The organism is Shewanella algae (assembly GCF_009183365.2).
GTDB lineage: Bacteria > Pseudomonadota > Gammaproteobacteria > Enterobacterales > Shewanellaceae > Shewanella > Shewanella algae.
Genome location: NZ_CP068230.1, coordinates 3840029 through 3864080, shown reverse-complemented (window position 1 = coordinate 3864080; position 24052 = coordinate 3840029). Strand labels below are relative to the sequence as shown.

The window sequence follows — 24052 nt, the reverse complement described above, 5'->3', positions numbered from 1 at the left end:
TAAGATAGGATTTCCAATGAAGTTAACCCGTGCATTCTCTCTGTGTCTGGCGCTGGCGGTTACACCCTTTGTCGGTGTTGCCTCTGCGGCTTCCGAACCGGGTGATCAGCTGAAGCAAAAGCTCAGTGACACCTTGGGTATTGAAGTGATCTCTATGGCAGATTCACCTATCCCAGGCCTGTATCAGGCAATCACCAACCGCGGCGTGCTCTATGTCAGTAAAGATGGTTCCAAGCTGCTGCATGGCAACCTCTATGATCTGAATCAAGGGATGAAAAACCTCACCGAGGCGGCGCTTGCTGGCCCAAGACTCGAGATGCTCAAGTCCTTCGAAGACAAGATGCTGGTCTACAAGGCCAAGAACGAAAAGCATGTGGTGACTGTCTTTACCGATATCACCTGTGGTTATTGCCGTAAGCTCCATAACCAGATGCAGGAATACAACGACCTTGGGATAACAGTGCGCTATCTGGCCTATCCCCGTCAGGGCGTGCCTTCATCCAACGCCGAAGAGATGGAAGCAGTTTGGTGTGCCAAAGACCCTCACAAGGCCATGGATGACGCCAAGGCCGGCAAGAGTATCAAGATGGCCAAGTGTGATGCCAATATCCCGGGGCAGTATCAACTGGGGATGAGTTTTGGTATCAATGGCACTCCTGCGTTGATCCTCGAAGATGGCAGCCTGATCCCGGGTTATCAGCCACCGAAAGATCTGTTGAACAACCTTGAGAGTCGTAGCCTTTAATCTCAATAGCGGCAGCGCTCAATCGAAAAATCTCACTCAAAAAGGCGAGCAACCCACTCGCCTTTTTGTTATCTTGCCCGGCAAAGCCATTTTCAAGAATAGCCCATAGTGATCCACAAAATCGTCCGTCGTCCCAGGGTGGACGACAGCCATTTACCCGCTAATCTGCATCCGCTCTTAAAACAGATTTACGCCAGTCGTGGCGTTCAGGCTCCCGAGTGCGAACTGGTGCTCAAGCGTCTGCTCAGGCCGGATACCATGTTGGGCTTGCAGCAAGGTGCCGAGCTGGTGGCCGATGCCATCGCCGCCAATCGCCGCATTCTGATCATGGGTGATTTCGATGCCGATGGCGCCACCTCCACCAGTGTGTGTCTGTTGGCGCTCAGAATGATGGGAATGGAAAACTGTGATTATCTGATCCCCAATCGCTTCGATTATGGCTATGGCCTCAGCCCTGAAATAGTGGCGGTGGCGCACAGCAAGGGCGCCGAGCTACTGATCACTGTCGATAACGGTATCTCATCCATCGAAGGCGTTAGGGCCGCCAAGGCGCTGGGGATGACGGTTGTCATTACAGATCACCATTTGCCGGGCAATGAATTACCCGAGGCAGATGCCATCATTAACCCCAATCAACCCGGTTGCAGTTTTGCTTCCAAGTCGATTGCCGGGGTCGGGGTGGCTTTCTATCTGATGTTGGCACTGCGGGCTGAGCTGAGAAAACGTCACTGGTTCGCCAAACACTTGCTGGCCGAGCCCAATCTGGGGGTATTACTGGACTTGGTGGCTCTGGGCACTGTGGCCGATGTGGTGTCGCTCGATGCCAACAACCGTATTTTGGTGGATGCCGGTATCAAGCGGGTGCGAAACGGCGCCTGTCGCCCGGGGATCACCGCCTTGCTGGAGGTGGCCCGCCGCAATCCGGCGCGTTTGGTGGCCGCCGATTTCGGCTTTGCGGTTGGCCCCAGACTCAACGCCGCCGGAAGGCTGGATGAAATGGCGCTCGGGGTTGAAACTCTCCTGTGTGATGACATGCTCAAGGCAAGAAGGATGGCGGCCGAGCTTGATGGCCTCAACGCCGAGCGCCGTGAGCTGGAAACCGGCATGCAGCAAGAAGCGATGAAGAGCCTGGAGGCGCTGCAGCTCAAAGAGAGTGAACAGCCCTGGGGCATAGCCCTGTATCAGCCGGACTGGCATCAGGGGGTGATAGGTATTCTGGCTTCCCGGATCAAAGACAGGTTCCACCGCCCGGTAATCGCCTTTGCCGAAGCCAGCGACACTGAAATCAAGGGCTCGGCCCGCTCCATCAAGGGGCTGCATATGCGCGATTTGCTGGAGCTTATCAATGCCCGTCATCCGGGGATGATCCTCAAGTTCGGTGGTCATGCCATGGCCGCCGGGCTCTCTTTGCGTAAGGATGCCTTCGAGCAGTTTGCCGAGGCCTTTGACACCTGTGTCCGTGAGCTGCTGACCCTGGAAGATCTCAATGGCGAGCTGTTCTCCGACGGTGAATTGCCGCTTGAATGCTTTAGCCTGGATACGGCACAGCTGCTCAGAGATGCCGGTCCCTGGGGCCAGGCTTTCCCCGAGCCGCTATTTGATGGCCATTTCAGAATTCTGCAGCAGAGACTGGTGGCAGAGAAACACCTTAAACTGGTGCTGGAGACCGAGTGCGGCCGGATCATGGCCGATGCCATCGCCTTTAATGTGGATCTCAAGACCTGGCCTGATGCCAGCATCAATCATGTGCGTCTGCTGTATAAGCTGGATGTGAACGAGTTTCGCGGCAACAGTAACCTGCAGTTGCTGGTCGAGCAGCTGGAACCCTTGTAAAACTTAAGATAGGGATAGGCTGAGTAACGGCTCATATGTCGCAGGAGAGCAAGATGAACAATCTGTTTGCCAACTTACCCAAGCAGCTTGATGCCGAGCAGTTTGACGCGCTTTTGGCTACGCCGGATCTTAAAATTGAGCGCATTCTGTCCCACGGTCAGGTGACACCCGAAGGGCAATGGTACGATCAAGCGCAGCATGAATGGGTATTGCTGCTGCAGGGCGCCGCCCGGCTGCAATATGAAGATGGTTCAGAAGTGAGCCTGAACCCGGGGGACTGGCTCAATATCCCCGCTCATGTACGCCACAGAGTCAGTTGGACCGCCGAGGATCAAACTAGCGTCTGGTTGGCCATTTTTTACTCTTGAGCCGACTGTTCTTGCGATGCTTTTGCTCTGCAATCCGCTTGAATTTTCCACAAAAAAGCCGCCTGCTGGCGGCTTTTGGCATTTAAGATTAAGGCCTACTTGATGGTTTTAACCCCTTCTGGGGTGCCCACCAGGAGCACATCGGCGCCACGGTTGGCGAACAGACCATTGGTCACTACGCCCACTATGGCATTGATCTGCACTTCCAGCTCTTTGGGGTTCAGTATCTTCAGGTTGTAGACATCCAGAATGACGTTGCCGTTATCTGTTACCACACCTTCACGATAGACAGGATCGCCACCCAGTTTCACCAGCTCACGGGCCACGTAGGAGCGGGCCATGGGGATCACTTCCACCGGTAGCGGGAAGTTGCCCAGCACATCGACTTGCTTGGTATTATCAACGATACAGATAAACTTGTCGGCCACGGCCGCAACTATCTTTTCCCGGGTCAGTGCGGCGCCGCCACCCTTGATCATGTCCATGTGGCCGTTGATCTCATCGGCGCCATCGACATACACAGACAACTTGTCTACCGAATTGAGATCAAACACAGGGATCCCCAACTGTTTGAGCTTGGCGGTGGAGGCTTCAGAGCTGGAAACCGCGCCTTCAATATCGGCCTTTATCGTAGCCAGAGCATCGATAAAGTGATTGACGGTAGAGCCGGTGCCCACGCCAACTATGCTGTCTTTCTCGACATATTCCAGCGCTGCCCAACCGGCCGCTTTCTTCATTTCATCTTGGGTCATAATGCCATCCTGTTGATTCTGACAAATTTACTTGAACTTGCCCTAGTATACTCCGAGTTGTAGTGAAAAGTGCCGCTCAATCTTGTCCGGAAGAATAGTTCTTGAAGTGCAACATAAGTTAAGAACTTTTTACTGCGCCCGCCTGCGCCCCTGCGCTACTATACGACCAGGGGGGAACGGCCAGGCTGATGTGGCAGTACTGCGCTGAAAAAGTGCACAGGTGCCGCTTGAATATGTCGCATACCGAACCTATTTAGAGCGCAAAATTGACCTGGTTTAAGGAGATTTAAATGGCTGGAGCGAGTCTACTGACTCTATTGGATGATATTGCCACCATCCTGGATGATGTGGCGGTAATGAGTAAGGTTGCCGCCAAGAAAACCGCCGGGGTATTGGGGGACGATCTGGCGCTGAATGCGCAGCAGGTAACAGGGATCAGCGCCGAGCGGGAGCTGCCCGTGGTATGGGCCGTTGCCAAGGGCTCTTTTCGCAACAAACTTATTTTGGTGCCGGCAGCTCTGCTGATCAGCGCCTTTATTCCCTGGGCAGTTACACCTCTGTTGATGTTCGGTGGCTTGTTTCTCTGCTTTGAAGGCTTTGAAAAACTCTGGCACAAGGCCAGTCACAGCAAGGCTTCTGCCGAAACAGACGATGAAGCCGCCGCCGAGGCCGCCATGAAAGAGGTCGAGGATATTCGCGCCTGGGAAGCGCAGAAAGTCAAAGGCGCGATACGTACCGACTTCGTGTTATCGGCAGAGATCATCGCCATCACCTTGGGGATTGTGGCGGAAAAAGCCTTTATGACCCAGTTGGCCACTCTGTCTATCATTGCAGTGGTAATGACTATCGGGGTCTACGGCTTGGTGGCCGGTATCGTTAAGCTGGATGACGCCGGGCTGTATCTCTCAAGGCGCAGAGGCGAGGGTTTTTGGGCCCACAACCTCAGGCGTATTGGGCTTATGCTGGTCAGCGCAGCCCCCAAACTGATGAAGCTGCTTACCATAGTGGGCACCGCCGCCATGTTTATGGTAGGTGGCGGCATTCTCACCCATGGCCTGCATTGGGTCAGTGAGCAGATAACCCATGCCGCCAACTGGGTAGGCTCTTTGGCTGTGGCCGGCCCTGTGTTGGCAGCGCTGACACCTACCTTGCTCAACGCCCTGTTTGGCATTGTGGCCGGTGCCATCGCGGTGGCCTTGATGAGTATGGTGGAGCGTTTGAGAGGCAAGAGTGAAAGCCACTAAACGTGCCAAGCCAACAAAAGATCAAAGCTAAAAAGACATTGGCTTGAATTGAATTAAAAAACGCGGCTCAAGAGCCGCGTTTTTTGTGTTTGGTGCGGCTCAGTTAATCACGCCACAGGCCATACGGGCGCCACCGCCGCCCAGTGGCGCCGGGTGATCTGAATGGTTATCGCCTCCCATGTGGATCATCAGTGCCTTACCTTTGACGTCGGCCAGTTTCAACCTTGGTGCCAGCACAGGTGTGGAAGCCATGCCATCAGCATCGACATAGAGCGCCGGCAGATCGCCCTTGTGATTGTCATTTGTCCAGGGGTAACCGTGCTTGCCGCTGCCATCAGGGTCGAAGTGACCTCCGGCCGCGCCGCCCAATACCGTCTTACCGTCTTTACTGCTGGTGTCACAACTGCCATTTTGATGCACATGGAAGCCGTGAACGCCGGGCGTGAGTTGCTTGAGGTTGGGGGTTAACACCAGGCCGTAGGCGGAATCACTGAGACTGATGCTGCCTATGGGGCTTGGGCCATCGGCCGACAGTAATGAGATACTGACTTCTTCGGCGGCCAGTTGTGATGCGGCAAACACCAGTGACAAACAACCCGGGATCAGGATGGACTTTTTCATCGCTTGTTCTCTCCTTTGAGTGGAATTCCAAAAACGACAAGGCCGACTCGGCGGCATGATAATGAGCTGCCTATATGGCTTTCAGCATAGAAGCCGCCAGGGCAGAGTGCCAGCCGGCCTAATGTCTGGTGTTAACCTGCCCTGAGATTCAAGCCAACGCCATAAGAGGATTCGCCAATTCACCAAGATATTTCAGCAATAGCAATAACAGCCTGGAGCCAGGTCTCAGTGTTGATCCAGCTTGGCCTGCCACAGGGCGCTTTGCTCCGTGGAAGTCAGTGAACGGCGGGCGCAGTAAAGACTGATGCCGCAGCAAAGCGGCACTATCAGGAGATCCGAGGCATGAAAGCGCAGTAACAACCAGAGTGCCAGGCTATAAAGCAGTAGCGTAATCAGCGGAACCGGTAGCAAAAGCTGCCACTCGAAACACTTCCCCAGCCATCTGGCCCCCAGGCCCACAGCCACCGCCGGCAGCATATACAGCCAAACCAGAGTGCTGTTGCTGCTGGCCATAAATAGAAACAGCCACACAGCAAGAATGGCGCCCAGCAAGGCGCCGAGCAGCGCCTTGGGTTGTGACTGTTGCCGGCGCATATTTTGATAGGTTTCCCGCTGCATCTGCTGCTTAACCTTGGCCCGCTGGGCACTGTCCGGTCTATCAAGGCTGCGATACTGACGTGCCATACTTGCTTACTCCGCGACTTCTCAGGCTGATGTTATACCACTTTTTCGGGTCAAGATTCAGCCGTCAGAGTGTTGAAGCTATGCAGCTTGTCCGGGGTAACGATAAAGGGCAGCGGGATATCCCAGGGGGCGAGGGGCAGGGAGTCCACCAACTGCAGGGTATGGGCAAAACCGACTGCCAGCAATGGCACAGTTCGGGCGCTTTGCTGCGCCGCGGCCAGTGTTCTGTCGTAGAAGCCGCCGCCCATGCCCATGCGGTTGCCCTGGGCGTCAAAGGCCACCAATGGCGTGAGGATGAGATCCAGCTCAGCCAAAGGCACCAGAGTGCGGATATCCAGCCTGGGCTCGGGGATACCAAAGCGGTTGGCGTGCAGTTGACTGGAGAGTTGATAGCGCAGAAACAGTAAACGCCCCGGGGCAAAGGGATGAATGATCGGCAGACAGGTGGTTATTCCCCGTTGCCATAGCGCTTCGATAAGGGGAGCCGTATCCAGCTCGCCGTCACAGCTAAAGTAGAGGGCGACTGTCTTGATTGCTCTGCCTTGGGCGCTCAGTTCATCGAGCAAGGTTAGAAACTGCTCACAACCCTTGAGGGCGGCAACATGCTGCTCGGCTTCGGGAATGGCCCTGCGGGCATGGCGAATGGCTTGCCTGAGCGTCTTGCAACGCGCATCACGGGTTTGGCTGCTTGAGTCTGTGTGAGTCATAAATGAGGATGCTCCCCAGAATGTCGATGCCGGTGTAGCCCTTGAACCGTAGGTTCAAGGCGGGTAAATGATTACATCCTAAGGCTTCTCGGTTCGCGCCGAGCATGCACAATGTCAGTAAAACATTCACCCTGAGATTAAAAATATCGGCACAGGGACATTACCAGCTGTCGCACACCCCAGGGAGCAAATTCTGGGTCGAACCTGTGAGGGTTCGTGCTATTTCAGTTTAATCCTCTCTTGCGCTTCGCTCAACCAATGCGTGCTCAAGAGTGGATTGCAGCAAACGGATTCTGTCATCCATTTGGCTCATATAATCTTGATTCTTCCGCTGTTCTTCATAGAGCTCATAGCCTATGTTGAGTGCGGCCATCAAAGCCATTTCCTCGCGGCTGATGGCGTTGGTGCGGGACTTTATCTTGCCCAGTTGCAGCTCCAATTTCTGCGCCACCGCTTGCAGAGCCTGTTCCTGACCCGGGGGACAGGCGATGGAGTAGGTGCGCCCCAACAGGGTGATATCTATGGCACTGTTACTCATCTTCCGCACGGGATCCTTTTCTTTGGCTCTGTGGCGGAATATATCTAGCTCAGCGTTAAAGTGCAAGACAAGCGCCGCTTTGTTGCGTTGGCTGCTGTTTCCCTGACCAGCTTGGTACAAATCCCGGCAGTAGATAAACGGCGAAGCCTGGATGCATTGCCAAATGCACGACCTGGCTCGCAGCTTGGGTAAGATTCCAGTCTTGGTCGCCTTCCCTAACTCTGCTAGCATGACGGGGGTAAATTCAATACTTGGACAGCTTTATGGCAACCCCACCCTCATTACGTATCGAAAGCCTGCGCAGTGCGCTCGACAACGCCGACATAGGTCAGCATCCGGTTGAAGTGCATGGCGCTTTGGTGGGCCTGATTTGTGGCGGCGTGCCACAGCAGGAGCAGGCCTGGTATCAGCCACTGCTCGAGCTGATGAACGACGGCCAGCGCCTGCCCGACGAACTGACACAACTGATAACCGAACTTTTTGGCGACACAGTCAATCGACTGCAGGATCCAGACTTTGGCTTCACCCTGCTGCTGCCGGAAGAGGAAGAACCTCTGACAGTGCGGGTCGAGGCGCTCTCGCTCTGGACTCAGAGCTTCCTCACCGGCATTGCCATCATTCAACCCGGTTTGAATCAGGCATCGGAAGATGTTCGTGAAGTGATCAAAGATCTGGCGGAAATCGCCCAGGTAGAGTTCGATGTTGCCGACGATGATGAATCCGAAAGTGCATATCTCGAGCTGCTGGAGTTTGTTCGCATGGCCGCCATTCTCTGCTATTCAGAGTTCGGCCCAGAGTTGCCTGATCTCGACGCCGAAACACAAGACAATAATACGCTGCATTGACAGGGCACCCGTTCGCCCTGTCATTTCTGTGACGGCACCCATTGAGCGTGCCTGAGTAGAGGAAAGATGAACCCGCAAGTTGACGCCCAAGCTGTGAGTCAGGAATGCGCTGAGCTGGATATCGCCATTGTCGGCGGCGCCATGGCAGGTGCCACCCTGGCATTGGGGCTGGCCGACCTGGCCAGGAAACTCTCCCGTCCGCTGAAAATAGCCGTTATCGAGGCCTTCGATCCCGCCAAGCAACATCCTGGTTTTGATGCCCGCTCCATCGCCATAGCCAATGGCTCAGTGTTTGAGCTCAAGCGCCTCGGCATCTGGCCTTTGCTTGAAGACCTGGGCACGGCGATAACCGATATTCATGTCTCGGATCGCGGCCATTTCGGCATGACAGAGCTCAACGCCGGGCAGTTTGCGCTGGACTCCCTCGGCCAGGTAGTGGAACTCGAGCGGGTCGGCCAGCGGCTGTTTGGCGCCATCGCCAAACGTGATATCCAGCTTTATTGCCCGGCGCGTCTCGAGAAGCTGCAAACTTCGGCTGCGGGCCATAGTTTAACCCTCAGTAACGGTCAGCGGCTTTCCTGCCGCTTATTGCTGGCGGCAGATGGGGTTAACTCCTCGGTGCGTGCCCAGCAGCAACAGGCGTTGCAGCAGTTTGAGTTTGGCCAGAGTGCGGTTATCGCCAATGTTGCTACCGACAAGCCCCATAATGGCATGGCCTGGGAGCGCTTCACCGAGCACGGCCCGCTGGCACTGCTGCCTATGGGTGACAGCGACGGCCAGGCCAGGCTCTCTCTGGTGTGGGCCTTGCCCCATGAAGAGGCCAAGCGGGTGCAGGCTCTGCCGCAGGCCGAGTTTTTGCAGCAGCTGCAGCAGGCCTTCGGCTATCGAGCCGGGCGTTTTGTGGCTGTGGGTGAGCGCCACCGCTACCCACTGAGTCTCTCTTACATGCCAAGACCCATCTATCACCGCACGCTTTATTTGGGCAATGCCGCCCAGACTCTGCACCCGATAGCGGGGCAGGGGTTCAATCTGGGGCTCAGGGATCTGGTCACTGTACTGGAAACGCTGGAGCCGGTATTGGCCGCAGGTGGCGACCCAGGCGCAGCCCAGGTGCTGCATGCCTATCATGCCGCCCGTGAGCAGGACAGACGCCAGACCATCAACAATATTGAGTTTCTGGTGCGCGGTTTTTCCAACAACTACTGGCCGCTGGTGGCCGGACGTAATCTGGGGCTCAGGATCCTCTCCTGGTGTCCACCTCTCAAGACCCCTGTGGCCCACAGAGCCATGGGGTGGCACAGGCAATCGGCTGCTTGTTTGTTTTCCAGGAGTCAGTGACGATGAATTTCCAAAGCTATGATGTAGCCGTGGTGGGCGGCGGTATGGTGGGACTGGCAACGGCCTGCGGTCTGGAGCAGGCCGGGCTCAAGGTGGTGGTGATAGATGCCGCCGGTGCCGCGCCGGTCGAGGGTGCGCCGCGCCTGCGGGTCAGTGCCATTAACAAGGCCAGCCAGGCGCTGCTCGAACACTTGGGTGCCTGGGCCTATCTGGACAAGTCCCGTCTCGGGCCATACAGCAAGATGGATGTCTGGGAAAAAGACGGCATGGGGCGCATCCAGTTTGATGCCCAGAGCCAGTGCGAGACTTCCCTTGGCACCATAATCGAAAACGATGCCATTCACTACGCCCTGGCCCAGCGAGCCGCAGAGCTGGAACAGCTGACACTGCTGGAACACACCCGGCTTGAGCGTATCGCCTTTGGTGAGCGTGAAGCCTGGCTGACGCTGGATAACGGCGATAACCTCAGTGCCGCCCTGGTGGTGGCTGCCGATGGCGCCAACTCCTGGGTTCGCCAGCAGTGCCAGATCCCGCTGACCTTCTGGGATTACGGTCATCACGCCATAGTCGCCAGCATTCGCACTCAGTTGCCCCATGATGACTGCGCCCGCCAGGTGTTCAGTGCCGACGGCCCACTGGCGTTTCTGCCGCTTTATGAGAGTGACCTCTGCTCCATCGTCTGGTCGGTGCCGCCGCAAAAGGCCGAGGCCTTGCAGGCTTTGGATGATGAGGCCTTTTCCCGGGCGCTGACCGCCGCCTTCGATGGCCGCCTGGGCCTGTGTCAGTTGGAGAGTGAACGCCAGAGTTTTCCGCTGCGGATGCGTTATGCGCGCCATTTCGCCCGCCATCGTTTGTTGTTGGCCGGCGATGCGGCACACACCATACATCCGTTGGCGGGGCAGGGGGTTAACCTGGGTTTCCTCGATGCCGGCGCCATAGTGGAAACCGTGGCGGCATTGCACGGCGAAGGCAAGGATATCGGCGCCTATGGCGAGCTGCGCGCCCTTGAGCGCTGGCGCAAAGCCGAGGCGATGGAGATGATAGCTGCCATGGAGGGGTTCAAGCGGCTGTTTGCCGGCAGTAATCCTCTGAAGAAGGCGATTCGCGATCTCGGTCTCAACCTGGTGGACAATGTCGCTGGGCTGAAAACTGTGTTCATGCAACAGGCCATGGGACACAAATTCAAGCTGCCGCGTTTGTGTCGTCCTGAATAATCTTCATCCCCGGTTAGCCGTATGTGAAGGAAAACGCCCAAAAACAGTCGCTTTTGGGCGTTTTTTATACACACACTGTGATTTACTGTAAAAAAATTACAGGCAAACCATGAGAAAAATTAATCCATAATGGTTCGGATTAGAAAAATCACTTGTATACAAATTTGTGACGCAGGGTATAATTTCGCTGCATTTTAACTCAGTGTTGCCCCTGGGTGACACTGTAAAGCCCCGACTAGAAGGGATAACAATGGCTAATAAAACTGTACTCTTTAACAAGCACTTGGAAGCCAATGCCAAGATGGTTGATTTTCATGGTTGGGATATGCCACTCAACTATGGTTCGCAGATAGAAGAACATCACGCAGTGCGTCAGGACGCCGGTATGTTCGACGTCTCCCATATGACGGTTGTTGATGTCACCGGCAGCGACGCCAAAGCCTTCCTGCGTAAACTGCTGGCCAACGATATCGCCAAACTCAAGGTCTCCGGCAAGGCGCTGTACAGCGGCATGCTGAACCATGAAGCCGGGGTGATTGACGATCTGATCACTTATTATCTCGATGACACCCATTACCGGGTTGTCGTCAACTCAGCCACCCGCGAAAAAGATCTCGCCTGGATTGCCGAGCAGTCCAAGCCCTATGATGTCACGGTGACCGAGCGCCCTGAGCTGGCGATGATTGCCGTGCAGGGCCCCAATGCCAAGGCCAAAACCGCCACTGTGTTCACAGCCGAGCAAAACGCGGCCGTTGAAGGCATGAAGCCTTTCTTCGGTGTGCAGGCAGGCAGCCTGTTTGTGGCCACCACAGGTTACACAGGTGAAGCCGGTTATGAAATCATAGTGCCTGCCGAAGAAGCCGAAGCCCTGTGGCAAGCGCTGCTCGAGGCCGGTGTTAAGCCATGTGGTCTGGGTGCCCGCGATACGCTGCGCCTGGAAGCCGGGATGAACCTCTATGGTCAGGACATGGATGAAACCGTTAACCCATTGGCCGCCAACATGGGCTGGACCATTGCCTGGGAACCGAGCGATCGTGACTTTATCGGTCGCGAAGCCCTGACCGCCATCAAAGAGGCCGGAGCCGACAAATTTATTGGCCTGGTGATGGAGCAAAAAGGCGTGCTGCGCCATGGCATGCCGGTATTCTTTACCGACGCCAACGGCCAAGAGCAGGAAGGCGTGATCACCAGCGGTACATTCTCACCGACATTGGGCTATTCTATTGCGATGGCCCGGGTACCGAACTCCATTGGGGATACGGCCGAAGTCGAAATGCGCAAGAAGCGCGTCGCTGTTAAAGTAGTGGCGCCAGGCTTTGTGCGTAACGGTAAACAAGCATTCTAAAACACGGGAAAGGAACAAGAATAATGAGCAATATTCCAAGCGAACTGAAGTACGCTTCTTCTCACGAATGGATCCGCAAGGAAGAAGACGGTAGCTACACAGTCGGTATCACTGAACATGCGCAGGAGCTGCTGGGTGATATGGTTTTCGTTGAATTGCCGGAAGTAGGCGACACTGTCAGCGCCTCTGAGGATTGCGCTGTGGCCGAGTCTGTTAAGGCCGCTTCAGATATCTATGCCCCTCTGTCCGGTGAAGTGATTGCCATCAACGAAGCGCTGGAAGACAGCCCTGAGCTGGTCAACAGCGATGCATTCGGTGATGGCTGGTTCTTCCGTATCATGCCTTCTGACCTGTCTGAGCTGGACAACCTGCTGGATGCCGAAGGATATCAGGCTGTCATCGACGAAGAATAAGCGTTGCTGAAAAACGAAGCCCTCCGGGGCTTCGTTTGTTTTACCACTAAATAAAGAGACTGGTACACCGCCTCCCTACGGCTGGATACCGGCGAACATGGAACAAGGTTAATCATGACCAAGCAAACCCTCACTCAGTTAGAGCAGCACGAACTCTTTATCCGTCGTCATATCGGCTCCGACGCCCTGCAGCAGCAAGAGATGCTGAACTATGTAGGCGCCGAGTCACTGGAAGATCTGACGGCGCAGATAGTACCGGAGTCGATTCGTCTGAACCGGGATCTGGCCGTGGGCGAAGCCTGTGGCGAAGCCGAAGGTCTGGCCTATATCAAGGGTCTGGCCAAGCAGAACAAGGTATTCAAGAGCTACATAGGCATGGGCTACTACGGCACTGAAGTGCCTAACGTTATTTTGCGCAATGTGCTGGAAAACCCGGGTTGGTACACGGCTTATACCCCTTACCAGCCGGAAATCGCCCAGGGCCGCCTGGAAGCGGTACTGAACTTCCAGCAGATGTCCATGGACCTCTCTGGCCTGGATCTGGCCTCCGCCTCGCTGCTGGACGAAGCCACAGCCGCCGCCGAAGCCATGGCGCTGGCCAAGCGAGTATCCAAGGCCAAGAAAGCCAATATCTTTTTCGTTGCCGATGACTTGTTCCCGCAGACGCTGGATGTGGTCAAGACCCGCGCCGAATGCTTTGGTTTTGAAGTCGTCGTAGGCCCCGCCGAGGAAGCGCTCAATCATGAACTCTTTGGTGCCCTGTTCCAGTACAGCGGCAAGACAGGCGAGCTGAACGATCAGCGTGAACTCTTCGCCAAGCTGCGTGAGCAGAAGGCGATTGTGGCTGTTGCCGCCGATATCATGTCGCTGGTATTGCTCAAGTCTCCCGGTAGCCTGGGCGCCGACGTGGTCTTTGGCAGCGCGCAGCGTTTCGGCGTGCCTATGGGGTATGGTGGCCCGCACGCCGCTTTCTTCGTGACCCGTGACGAGCACAAGCGTTCCATGCCTGGCCGTATCATAGGCGTTTCCAAAGATAGCCGTGGCAACACAGCGCTGCGGATGGCGATGCAAACCCGTGAGCAGCATATCCGCCGCGAAAAGGCCAACTCCAATATCTGTACCGCGCAGATCCTGCTGGCCAACATGGCCTCTTTCTACGCTGTATATCATGGCCCACAAGGGCTGAAGACCATAGCCGAGCGTATCCACCGCCTTACCGATATTCTCGCCGCCGGCCTCAAGGCCAAGGGCGTTGAGCTGGTCAACGCTAGCTGGTTCGACACTCTGACCTTCAAAGTGGCCGACAAAGACGCCGTGCTGGCCCGCGCCGTTGCCGCCGAGAGCAACCTGCGTATCGATGCCGAAGGCACTCTGGGTGTCAGCCTGGATGAAACCACTACCGCTGATGATCTGGCAGCCCTGTTTGATATCATTCTGGGCGCCGGTCATGGCCTGGATGTGGCGGCACTGGATGCTGAAATCCTTGCCAAGGGCAGTGAGTCCATCCCTGCGGCGCTGCTGCGTGATGAGGCTATTCTGACTCATCCAACCTTCAACAGCTTCCACAGCGAAACCGAGATGCTGCGCTACATCAAGCGTCTTGAAAACAAAGACCTGGCGCTGAACCACTCGATGATCTCTCTGGGTTCATGCACCATGAAGCTGAACGCCACCGCCGAGATGCTGCCTATCAGCTGGCCGGAATTTGCCAACCTGCATCCTTTCTGCCCGCTGGATCAAGCCAAGGGTTATGAAAAGCTGCTCAATGAGCTGTCTGATTATCTGGTGGAAATCACCGGCTATGACGCCATGTGCCTGCAGCCCAACTCGGGTGCATCCGGCGAATACGCCGGTCTGTTGGCCATCAAGAAGTACCATGAATCCCGAGGCGAGGGGCACCGCAATGTCTGTCTGATCCCTCAGTCGGCTCACGGTACCAACCCGGCTTCGGCGCAGATGGCCGGTATGAAGATAGTGGTTGTGGGCTGTGACAAGCGCGGCAACGTGGACATGGAAGATCTGCGCGCCAAGGCGGCCGAAGTGGCCGACAACCTATCCTGCATCATGATCACTTATCCTTCCACCCACGGCGTGTATGAAGAAACCGTCTCGGAGATCTGTGAGGTGATCCATCAACACGGCGGCCAGGTGTATCTGGACGGTGCCAACATGAATGCCCAGGTGGGCGTGACCACTCCCGGCTTTATCGGCGCGGACGTTTCCCACCTCAACCTGCACAAGACCTTCGCCATCCCTCATGGCGGCGGTGGTCCAGGCATGGGCCCTATCGGCGTAAAAGCGCATTTGGCTCCTTTCGTTGCCGGTCATACTCTGGTTAAGCCGGGCCGCGAAAGCGACAACAACGGCGCCGTTTCTGCCGCGCCTTACGGCAGCGCCAGCATACTGCCAATCAGCTGGATGTACATCAAGCTGCTGGGCGCCAAGGGCCTGCGTGAATCAACCCAGAACGCCATGCTCAACGCCAACTATGTGATGAAGAAGCTGTCAGAGCACTATCCAGTGCTGTACCGCGGCCGTAACGACCGTGTGGCTCACGAGTGCATTATCGATCTGCGCCCGCTGAAAGAAGCCTCCGGCGTCACCGAAATGGATGTTGCCAAGCGTCTCAACGACTACGGCTTCCACGCTCCGACCATGAGCTTCCCGGTTGCCGGAACCCTGATGATCGAGCCGACCGAGTCTGAGTCCAAGGCCGAACTGGACAGATTTATCGAAGCCATGGTGGCCATCCGCGGTGAAATCGCCCGGGTTGAAGCCGGTGAGTGGCCTGCGGACAATAACCCGCTGCACAATGCGCCACACACGCTAGCCGACATCATGGATCCCGCCTTCGACAGCCGTCCATACGATCGCGAACTAGCGGTATTCCCTAATGCCACAGTCAAGGCCAACAAGTTCTGGCCGACCGTGAATCGTATTGATGATGTGTATGGGGATAGGAATTTGTTCTGTGCCTGTGTGCCCATGTCTGAGTACGAGTAATTGCTGCTTGGACTCGCTACTGCGGCGTTAAATCTTGGCGCCAGTGCTCATTGACATTAGTCAACTGCGCGCTGGCGCCATCGATTTGCCTAGCATTAGCTTCGTCAGCAACGCAATTATGGTTTAGTGGAGCACATTAGTTAGGGCTTCATCCAATCATTTTCGCTGCTCATTTACTCAAGTAAACTGCGCGGCGAAAATGATCGGCTTCATTGTCTTCTCTTCGGCAGTGACGCCATTATTGCTGCTTGGACTCGCTACTGCGGCGTTGAGCCGTATCTGAAATTTTCCCTCTAATCCTGCAAAAAATACGATGCATTGACCACACTGCAGCATCTCTAGTTACGGAATTATCTGGGGATTCCCTAGCCAAAGGTGTTATGTACTTTGGAGAAAATATGGAAGTAGTTACTATTGAACAACATGTCTCAGAATATCCAAATCCGTTTTATTTGAAGCAAGGCGATAAAGTCGAACAGGGTGAAATAGATGACGAATTTCCCAATTGGATTTTTATAACCAATGATGCAGGTGAGCAGGGTTGGGCTCCAGTTCAATATATAGAAAAGGTTGAGGGCAGCTCCGTGGGTATCATGCTACAAGATTATGACAATGTTGAGCTCAATACTGCCATAGGTGAAAAACTGTCAGTGCTGTTTGAACTCAATTCGTGGTATCGAGTCTCGAGGTCAACGGGCGAAATAGGGTGGGTACCAGTACGCTCGGTACAACGTACGCAATAAGGAACCATACGTCACTTGGCCCTACGCTGGTACTGCCTCATTACACGGCGTTATGCCTTTCTAAGATATAAGTATATGGAGATAAAATTATGCCAAAGCTAGAGAAAATAGATCACATCCATATTTATGCGCCAGATCGTTTGAGTGCGGAGCAATGGTACAAAGAAGTATTAGGGTTCAATCGAGTTGAGTCGCTTGAACGTTGGTTTTTAGAAGGTGGACCATTAACAATTGAAAATGGTGGTGTTCACATTGCACTCTTTGAATCAGACACTTTAGTAAATACGACCGTGGCGTTTTCTGTGGATTCTACAAACTACGAAGAATGGAAAGCGCAGCTTGGTAATCATGGTGTTGATTTCAAAGAAAGTGATCATGCTCTGTCATGGTCTATTTATTTTAGCGATCCATATGGTAATCCGTATGAAATTACTAGTTATGAATACGAAGAAATCAAAAAACTAAAAAAATAAAGACATCCATCGTTAGCTGATTAAAGACTCTAGTTACCTGTGTTGCTGTCAGAATGATGTTTTCAGAAAGAACATCATTCTTTAACCTTTTGTGGCCCATTCGGCTTAAAGTGAAGACAAAAGTCGAATTTAAGAGATTATTGAAATCGAACAAAGTTCGATGGAGAGAAATACTTGGAACCTCGGGGATTCAGCTAAACAACTGCTGGCCATGCAACCTTTGCTTTCGTTGTCGTTGCAGGTGAGTAGAGCCGTCCGTAAGTGCCTTCGGTATACCATCCGGCCCTTGGATAAACGGCTAAAGTCCCTGGTCAGCTTGAGTTAGTTGTCGATGGGTATGCTTAAGCAGATGGAGCGAGTTAAGTACTTTATGGACCAGGCTTCACCATTCCCTGGTGGTGGGCATGGTCTCATGAAGGTGGAGCACAATTAGGATCACTTATTTAGGTGTCTTCAAAAGCTTTTCTGTATAGCTATGGTTTCAACAAGCAGTCACCAACCTGTAAAAAATACAATGCTATACATATTTATCCCCTAATGTGTATTCACTCAGTCGAAAGAACTTAAAGGCACTAGGGTCGACATGCTTAATAATTTGAGTCACAAGAGTTTCATTAATGAATAAACCGCCACCAGCAACTTTACTCGGGCGTATGATCAAACGGTTTTCTAATGGAATCGTATCTAACACTTCGTTTTTTAATTTATACCGAATGACTTCGTGTATACTGTCTTCTGATGAATAATCATATATGTCACTGCTGTCAAAGTCTATACAGTCGAGTTTGTCATAAGCATTAAAAAAGAAAAAATCTTCATGCCACTTCTCATTATCATCAATTAACACAGTAGGAAACAACTGAAAGCCATTAATGCTATAAGGCATGATTATGTCGGCAATTTTCTTAGAAACCACAGGGAAAAAACTATGGAGTAAAAAATCACTTACTATGAACGGCATTTCGCCTTTATCTGCATTAGTAAAAAATATTGGTCCATCAATAGCATCTAATTTAGTGAAACTGTAGCGACGGCGGCCAGTATCCAGTGATGCCTTCAAATGAAGGTAAGTTTCTCGAAATGGTACTTCAAAAACTTTGTAGTATTGTTCTTCGTAATTATTCATAAACTCCTACTTTGGGGCCGCTATTTTTCGGGGGGACTACCCACTGAAAGCTAAACTCTTAAAAAAACTTTTAGCATTTTTTATATCAAAAGCTTTTGCTCCATACCCAATGGATAGAATGTTTTCTGGCAAAAAATCATCAAATTTTTCGATACGTTTTTCCAATACTTGCTGTGCAAGTTCTGTTTCTGTTGGGAGTTCCGTTGAAGCAAGTTTGAGCAATGTTGAGCGAACACTTTCTAATGACGCTTTTTCTACTTCTATGACTCCTGCATATGCACCAGCTTCAAAGCCATGTTGGATTAGCAAGGCGACAATTGTATTTACCACTTTGTCGCCAAGCCATGGGAATATATAAGTTGTATTGCCAACCTGGAGCAGTGGTTCTCTAGAGAGCTTTGCATCTTCGAAATATCTTACACTCTCACCAAACAGTTCTCGTGCCGCTGAATTAGCGAAGTCGACTTTCCGATCCCCCACAGAAATTCTGTAGTCACCGTCTTTTAATATTTGGAACATCTCCTGCCGGACAACATCATGTATGTTCAAGCCCGTCCCACCAAATTTAGGCGGCTTGCCACCTTTTGCATGCTCCACATAAATGACTTTCTTTTCGCGATCTATGTCGTTTACTTTCCAACGTTTTCCACCGAAAACAATATACTGCCCTTCTAATACCAATGAATCTACAGGCAGCGTTCCGAGTGATTTGGTTCCACATACAATCCGGAACTCTTCAGGCGTTTTAAAAACAGCATAGAACGAGTAATGGCTTGTCAGCTTTTCTCCCAAAAGGCCAAGCACCAATTCACCACTTCCTAACTGAGTTATGAGTTCTGTTTTGCCCATGTGGATAAGTAGTGCTTTGAAGTTTTCAACATTAACGTTTTGAAAAGGGCCATCTTTACAGAGCAAACTAAATAATTGCTCTGCTCTAATTCCTCCCCATTGTGCAGTAACCGCAAGTATTTGATGAAGGAGTGTTGAGAAGTGATAAAGTGATGTATCAGCTGGTTCATACCATTTACTGCCGATAAGAAGTCTGATCATGGCCAGAGACTGAATAAGCTCCAGTCTCAGCTTGTCAATGACGCTAGAGTCTTTTATCAATTCAGCTTCAGCGATGAGCATTCGTAATATTGAGGCTCCACCGCGTCTTCCTGAGCGTCCCATTCTTTGACGTAAACTTGAAATAGAGTGGGGGGCTGTTACTTGAATTACTGAGTTTACCTTGCCGATATCAATGCCTAGTTCAAGAGTCATTGTGCAAATCGCTGTGGTAGGATAATGCTCCTGTTGCAATCGCTTTTCTAAGCTTTCTCGAAGATCTTTAGATAGCGAACCATGGTGAGGAAAAAATTCATTCGGTACAATTTTTTCTTCACAGAAGTCAGATAATGTAGCCGCAATGCTTTCTGTACGGCTCCTACTATTTGCAAACACAAGGTGATTTCCGCCTCGACAAAATTTAAATAAATCTTGACAGATCGTATATTCGGCATCATTGGAAGACTCAGCTTCTAAGTTAGCAGGGTTTACATACCCCTTTACCTGAACCTTCAGGGTGGAAGTCGAATGTGTATCTTTGATGATCTTGCAAGGTAAAGATCGATTAGGGCGAAGTGATAGAGGTACTTTCTCTAACTCACCAAGCGTAGCACTCAAAGCTACTCTCGGGATTGGTGTTTTTAGTCTTCCGAGAAGGTGTTCAAGTCTATGTAGTAAAGAGAGTAAGTGATGGCCGCGCTCAGAACCAATAAAGGCATGAAACTCGTCAATAACGATATATTTCAAATTAGAGAATGCAGCTTTGATCCAGCCTGAGTCTCTGATGAGTAATGACTCCAATGACTCAGGTGTTATTAACACGACACCAGACGGCGATGCTTTTAACTTCTTCTTTCGGCCCTGTGAGCTATCACCATGCCAGGCAGTAACCGGTATTTCTAACAGGTCAGACAGACTTTCTAAGCGCCTATCTTGGTCATTTATAAGGGCTTTTAGAGGGCTAACGTAAAGGATCCCTACACCCGTTTCTTGAGGTGCGATAGTGCTGAGCGCAGGCAAGAAAAATGCCTCTGTCTTTCCTGCTGCGGTTGAAGCGCTGATCAGCACATCTGTCTTTTCAGACAATATAGGTTCAATAGCAAGGCATTGTATTTCTCGTAAGCCAGTCCAGCCTTGTTTGAATATCCAGCGCTGAATCCGATGGTCTAATTTTTCATGTTCATCAATCATAGTTTGAAGTCAGCAAATCCATCTTCATTGTCCTCTGTTTCGAGTTCAACATCGGAAGGCTTATCTTCATTTATTGCTACTGATGAGATTAGACTATGCCACGCAATTTGCGGGTTTTGGTCGATTACTGCGAGCATGTCTAAAAATGCTTTAATGGTGTTACGTGGCGTTCGAAAATACGCATCCCCTATAGTTTGGCTGCAATGCTGTAAGAACGCTTTGAGAGATTCGTCTGGAACCAAGTACTTCGTTTCGTCACCTTCAGCATAAACATGACGCAAGTTTTTAAGCAAAATATAAAGTTCTTCTGGGGTTAAGCTAGCGAGGTGTAGGGCTGGTGACGAATAATCAATCACGCCCGCTTGTTTAGCAAAGCTGTTATCTGCCAATCTAGATTGTAGTGCTTCATAGCTATACAAGCCTTTACGTGGATCTAGCAGAAACTCAGGGGTTCCGCCGAGAAGGAAGCCCAAATACTCAGCGCTTCCTTGCAAGCAATCGTTTAGAATTCGGAGTATTTGTTCATAGTTAGAAGTTCTCGCTGTGGTGTTGTTCAACTTATACAGATTTACCATCTCGTCTAAATTAACTAGAAGCCCTTGGTAGCCAGCTTGTCTGACAAATAAACTCATTAATTTCAGTGCATCATAAAAAGATGCATCAGAAATAATTGTTCGAACTCCTAGGTCATTTCGGGCATCGGTTTTAGTTGAATACTCTGCTCGTAACCATTTTATGGCGCTAGCTTTTAATATCTCATCATCTTTCTCATGACCTATCCAATAAGCCTCAATAACTTTAGCAAAATCATAACCGCCAACCAGTTCAGAAAGTGATGCTAATTTTTCATGGATAATTGAATTTATACTTTTTCCTGAAGTATCAGCTTCTTTCATTGCTTCTGTGATGAACTTTTCAACGACACTGGTTAAAGCACTACCATCAGGTTTGTTGCGAGTAGCCATGTTACGCATTAGCTCAGAGTAAAGGTTCCTAGCTTGACCAGCCGATGCATGAATACGTCTATCAGGAGATAAGTCTGCATTGACGGTTACAAGCTTATTCTCTAGAGCAATAGCGCGTACAACACTTAAAAAGAATGTTTTACCAGAACCATAATCGCCGATAATGAGCCTGAAAGCTGAACCTCCATCTGAGATCCGATCAATGTCTTGGATTAGCGCTTTTAATTCATTTACTCGACCTACTTGGATATGCTGGATTCCAATCTTAGGAGTAACACCTGACTTCAGAGATTGGATAATTGCATCTCTTTCTTTAGCTCGTATTCTTTTTGCAACCATTATTTATCCCTTCAATTCTTCTACGATTTCTAGATCGACATAGATATCACCATCGTCATCTAGAACTGGCGCATCAACTTTGTCATAAGCCCAGTCATTAATAGTTTCTAATGCGCCATCAACCATTATGTTTAGTTTGCTGCACAGTTCATGAACTTCTTTACGTGGCCACGACTCTTTAGCTATCAAAGTTTCAAAAAGCTCTTTGTAAGGGCTATCTAAGCTTTCTTCATTGACATCAGCGGTGGGGCTCATTTCCAGTTCAGCTTCTTCATCAACGGCAAATATACTCTCCAGCATACTCTTTGCATCGTTGGTGTCACTTTCATGCATAGCTAGAATACCTTCATCCAACTGAAAGGTACTTTTATCAATTGAAGCGTCTTTAGATGTGGCTGAGATAGGTTGTTTACTGGAGGCAAATGCATGAATGTCACTTGTAACGAGTGACTTATCTAAGCCTAATGAGGTATATAACTTTTCGATTTGCTTAATTTCAGAAGCATCGATTTTTCCATCAGCAAGAGCGATGGAAAGCATGAATCTTTTCAAGAATTCAACCTGTGGAACGCCGAGTTTTTCAATCCTAGCTTTCAATCCGGTATTATTTACAGGAGAATTTAGACGCCAAGTTAAATATGCATTTAACGAGTTCTTTTCAGAAGGTGAGAGTTTGTCATCGTGGTTTATCAACGTTTGTAAGGCGATTTTCTCATGATGATCTACAGTACCATCTATCGTTGCGACCATTGCCCCTAACCTAATTGCTAAACTTACTTGATTGAATGTCGAGCTTGGCTCAAAAAACTCTCCATGGCCCGGTGAGAAGAGCACAATGTTATCATCGGTTTTCAATTTTGCATGGTGAAAACGTTGGTCTGGCGCAATACCTATTTCAGCCTTAGCAGCCAAGTTAGCGACTAGTTCATTTTCTTTTTTGTTAAACGCCTTAGGGAGAGGTGTACCTGTATGAGTCCAGAAATCCTTGACTGTGGTTAGTCCATCATTTGAACTAATTATCTGATTTGCCCAAGACTTAAATGTTTCTATAACTGGTGAGTTTGCTTCGTTTGCCAATTCTTTAGGTAATAACATCAGCGCTGCAATATCACTCCTTGAGGTATCAGCTTTTCCTAAGTAACGGCTATAGCTGCTCAACTCTTCTGTACATTGTTCGGCAATAGGAATGAGCTTTTTAATTGGGCCTTTGAGAATACTTGGATCAGGTAAGTCACCCAACTCCAAATCAACCCCATGCACACCATTGCTTGCCGCATGGTATGAAAGTCGCAGTTTAGTTTTATTGGGTTTTACGGAAATTCCTTCGCCAAACTTGTCAGAAAATCTAATTTGGAAAAGCTGGCTAAACTCTTCTTCACATCTACGGGCGGGAGTTTTTAGGGAATACTCGAATGTATTTTTTAGCCACTCTAAAGCTAAGGGAGCTGTTACAGGGTTTCCATTGGCTATAGTTTTTGCAAGTTTAACTCTGAATGACAATGCATTATTAGTTTCTGGTATATCTGACAGTCTATCTTCTAATAAGGAGGGTCTTTGAAGTGCCATTAGTTCGAGGAAATTAGTAGAGTATCCTCTGAACGAACGATTTGCGTTGAAAACGCTATTGAGACGCAACACTTCTTCAAATATTGCTATGTACTCTTCATTAGATATTTGATTATTGGATTTGTTTTCGATGACTCTTCTCTCAAACCCGTAGAAATAGATGAAGACATAACCAATTGGCGTACTGGGGTTTGAGCGATCAGAGGCGAGCCAATCTAGGTAAGCGCCTCTACAGCCTTTAGATAAGGATGCGTAAGTTGGCCAGTACCCTAAGGATTCATCAGTGTATATTTCTGAATCTACCGAGGGACTTGAAGCCGGGCGTTTATCATCCACTAGAGATGGCTCTATACCGTACCCATCTAGTGAATTCATTACTCCACCAAAGTAGAAAAAGCCTTTCGTTAACTGTCTTCCATTAACAGAAAGTTGTTCATCTACACTTATCCATCGACCTTTTTGTTTGTTCGTTGTTTTTTCTGGCTCTCGGCCAAAGCTTGTATGAATAGTAAAAGTAGCAAAGTCATCATCATCGTCTAAATAAGCATGATTAGACGAACTGGATACACTTATGCTGGAAGAACCTACAGCAATACTGGGCGATGACGTTCTACTTTCAGAGACTTTTGTTTTTTCGGAAAAAGGTTGGTGAGTTCTTTGGGGAGACGGATTTTGTGCAGAAGGTTTATCGTTCTTCTTACCTTTAAAAAATCTATAAAGCAAATAAGTTACAAATAACCCAATAACAAATTCCATTTTATTTCCTCTTTTTCAAGGTTCTAAATTAGGTTATTTTGACCCTTGCTTTTTATATGTTGTGATTGGCCATTTATATCAAATAAAGATAAATAATGCAAAATTTTGACCTTTCACCGAGATTAGTACCAGGGAGCCTCGGAGATTCAGCTAAAAAGCTTCCGACAAATAACTGCTCCTTGCCTTCACCGTCGTT

21 protein-coding genes and 1 other RNA gene are annotated in these 24052 nt (G+C 50.6%); 12 read left to right on the top strand and 10 right to left on the bottom strand.

What is annotated here, in order from left to right:
• The first annotated feature begins 16 nt into the window (after positions 1 to 16).
• The 3 genes from dsbC (at position 17) to E1N14_RS17395 (ending at position 2946) form a co-directional block, all read left to right on the top strand.
• Positions 17 to 745 carry a bifunctional protein-disulfide isomerase/oxidoreductase DsbC gene (dsbC, locus tag E1N14_RS17405; protein ID WP_062793601.1) on the top strand — a complete coding sequence of 243 codons (729 nt, stop codon included), beginning with the start codon at positions 17 to 19 and terminating at the stop codon, positions 743 to 745.
• Positions 746 to 853: 108 nt separating this feature from the next.
• Positions 854 to 2578, top strand: coding sequence for a single-stranded-DNA-specific exonuclease RecJ (gene recJ, locus E1N14_RS17400; RefSeq protein WP_062793600.1), 1725 nt, complete (start codon positions 854 to 856; stop codon positions 2576 to 2578).
• Positions 2579 to 2631: 53 nt separating this feature from the next.
• Positions 2632 to 2946, top strand: a complete 315-nt coding sequence (locus tag E1N14_RS17395; RefSeq protein WP_025008998.1) for a cupin domain-containing protein — start codon at positions 2632 to 2634, stop codon at positions 2944 to 2946.
• A 95-nt stretch (positions 2947 to 3041) separates the two neighbouring features.
• Here E1N14_RS17395 and rpiA read toward each other — a convergent pair whose 3' ends face one another.
• The gene (rpiA, locus tag E1N14_RS17390) at positions 3042 to 3698 is read right to left on the bottom strand and encodes a ribose-5-phosphate isomerase RpiA (protein WP_025008999.1); all 657 of its coding nucleotides are present in this window, start codon (positions 3696 to 3698) and stop codon (positions 3042 to 3044) included.
• Between the two features lie 290 nt (positions 3699 to 3988).
• Between rpiA and E1N14_RS17385 the strand changes: the two genes are divergently transcribed.
• Complete coding sequence (locus E1N14_RS17385) at positions 3989 to 4942, top strand: DUF808 domain-containing protein (RefSeq protein ID WP_025009000.1); 954 nt, start codon at positions 3989 to 3991, stop codon at positions 4940 to 4942.
• Between the two features lie 99 nt (positions 4943 to 5041).
• Here the strand turns inward: E1N14_RS17385 and sodC are convergent, their stop codons facing one another.
• The 5 genes from sodC to zapA all read right to left on the bottom strand — a co-directional run bounded on the left by sodC (position 5042) and on the right by zapA (position 7492).
• Positions 5042 to 5563 carry a superoxide dismutase family protein gene (gene sodC / locus E1N14_RS17380; protein ID WP_025009001.1) on the bottom strand — a complete coding sequence of 174 codons (522 nt, stop codon included), beginning with the start codon at positions 5561 to 5563 and terminating at the stop codon, positions 5042 to 5044.
• 225 nt (positions 5564 to 5788) lie between these two features.
• Entirely contained in the window at positions 5789 to 6247 is a 459-nt protein-coding gene (locus E1N14_RS17375; protein WP_025009002.1) for a hypothetical protein, read from the bottom strand.
• Between the two features lie 50 nt (positions 6248 to 6297).
• Positions 6298 to 6954, bottom strand: a complete 657-nt coding sequence (locus E1N14_RS17370) for a 5-formyltetrahydrofolate cyclo-ligase (protein WP_025009003.1) — start codon at positions 6952 to 6954, stop codon at positions 6298 to 6300.
• Positions 6955 to 6962: 8 nt separating this feature from the next.
• Positions 6963 to 7143, bottom strand: a non-coding RNA gene (ssrS, locus tag E1N14_RS17365) — 6S RNA.
• Between the two features lie 40 nt (positions 7144 to 7183).
• Entirely contained in the window at positions 7184 to 7492 is a 309-nt protein-coding gene (zapA, locus tag E1N14_RS17360; RefSeq protein ID WP_025009004.1) for a cell division protein ZapA, read from the bottom strand.
• Between the two features lie 263 nt (positions 7493 to 7755).
• Here zapA and E1N14_RS17355 point away from each other — a divergent pair, with 263 nt between their 5' ends.
• The 8 genes from E1N14_RS17355 (at position 7756) to E1N14_RS17320 (ending at position 16866) form a co-directional block, all read left to right on the top strand.
• Positions 7756 to 8337: a UPF0149 family protein gene (locus tag E1N14_RS17355; RefSeq protein WP_028779383.1), complete on the top strand. Its 582-nt coding sequence runs from the start codon at positions 7756 to 7758 to the stop codon at positions 8335 to 8337.
• Between the two features lie 66 nt (positions 8338 to 8403).
• Complete coding sequence (gene ubiH, locus E1N14_RS17350) at positions 8404 to 9675, top strand: 2-octaprenyl-6-methoxyphenyl hydroxylase (protein WP_025009005.1); 1272 nt, start codon at positions 8404 to 8406, stop codon at positions 9673 to 9675.
• A 2-nt stretch (positions 9676 to 9677) separates the two neighbouring features.
• Positions 9678 to 10889: an FAD-dependent monooxygenase gene (locus E1N14_RS17345; RefSeq protein ID WP_025009006.1), complete on the top strand. Its 1212-nt coding sequence runs from the start codon at positions 9678 to 9680 to the stop codon at positions 10887 to 10889.
• Between the two features lie 250 nt (positions 10890 to 11139).
• A complete protein-coding gene (gene gcvT / locus E1N14_RS17340; RefSeq protein ID WP_025009007.1) occupies positions 11140 to 12234 on the top strand; it encodes a glycine cleavage system aminomethyltransferase GcvT in 1095 nt (364 codons plus the stop codon).
• Between the two features lie 23 nt (positions 12235 to 12257).
• Complete coding sequence (gcvH, locus tag E1N14_RS17335; RefSeq protein WP_025009008.1) at positions 12258 to 12647, top strand: glycine cleavage system protein GcvH; 390 nt, start codon at positions 12258 to 12260, stop codon at positions 12645 to 12647.
• A 114-nt stretch (positions 12648 to 12761) separates the two neighbouring features.
• Positions 12762 to 15650 carry an aminomethyl-transferring glycine dehydrogenase gene (gene gcvP / locus E1N14_RS17330; RefSeq protein WP_062793599.1) on the top strand — a complete coding sequence of 963 codons (2889 nt, stop codon included), beginning with the start codon at positions 12762 to 12764 and terminating at the stop codon, positions 15648 to 15650.
• A gap of 398 nt (positions 15651 to 16048) precedes the next feature.
• Positions 16049 to 16393: an SH3 domain-containing protein gene (locus E1N14_RS17325; protein WP_025009009.1), complete on the top strand. Its 345-nt coding sequence runs from the start codon at positions 16049 to 16051 to the stop codon at positions 16391 to 16393.
• Between the two features lie 89 nt (positions 16394 to 16482).
• A complete protein-coding gene (locus E1N14_RS17320; protein WP_025009010.1) occupies positions 16483 to 16866 on the top strand; it encodes a VOC family protein in 384 nt (127 codons plus the stop codon).
• A gap of 517 nt (positions 16867 to 17383) precedes the next feature.
• Here E1N14_RS17320 and E1N14_RS17315 read toward each other — a convergent pair.
• The 4 genes from E1N14_RS17315 to E1N14_RS17300 are packed head-to-tail and all read right to left on the bottom strand — an operon-like array spanning position 17384 to position 23856.
• A complete protein-coding gene (locus tag E1N14_RS17315; protein ID WP_025009011.1) occupies positions 17384 to 17992 on the bottom strand; it encodes an imm11 family protein in 609 nt (202 codons plus the stop codon).
• Positions 17993 to 18028: 36 nt separating this feature from the next.
• Positions 18029 to 20230: a DEAD/DEAH box helicase gene (locus E1N14_RS17310; RefSeq protein ID WP_025009012.1), complete on the bottom strand. Its 2202-nt coding sequence runs from the start codon at positions 20228 to 20230 to the stop codon at positions 18029 to 18031.
• Entirely contained in the window at positions 20227 to 21534 is a 1308-nt protein-coding gene (locus tag E1N14_RS17305) for an ATP-binding protein (RefSeq protein WP_025009013.1), read from the bottom strand. Before E1N14_RS17305 ends, E1N14_RS17310 begins: the two co-directional genes overlap by 4 nt.
• 3 nt (positions 21535 to 21537) lie before the next feature.
• On the bottom strand, positions 21538 to 23856 hold the full coding sequence (locus E1N14_RS17300; protein ID WP_062793598.1) for a tellurite resistance TerB family protein: 2319 nt from the start codon (positions 23854 to 23856) through the stop codon (positions 21538 to 21540).
• Positions 23857 to 24052 lie beyond the last annotated feature (196 nt).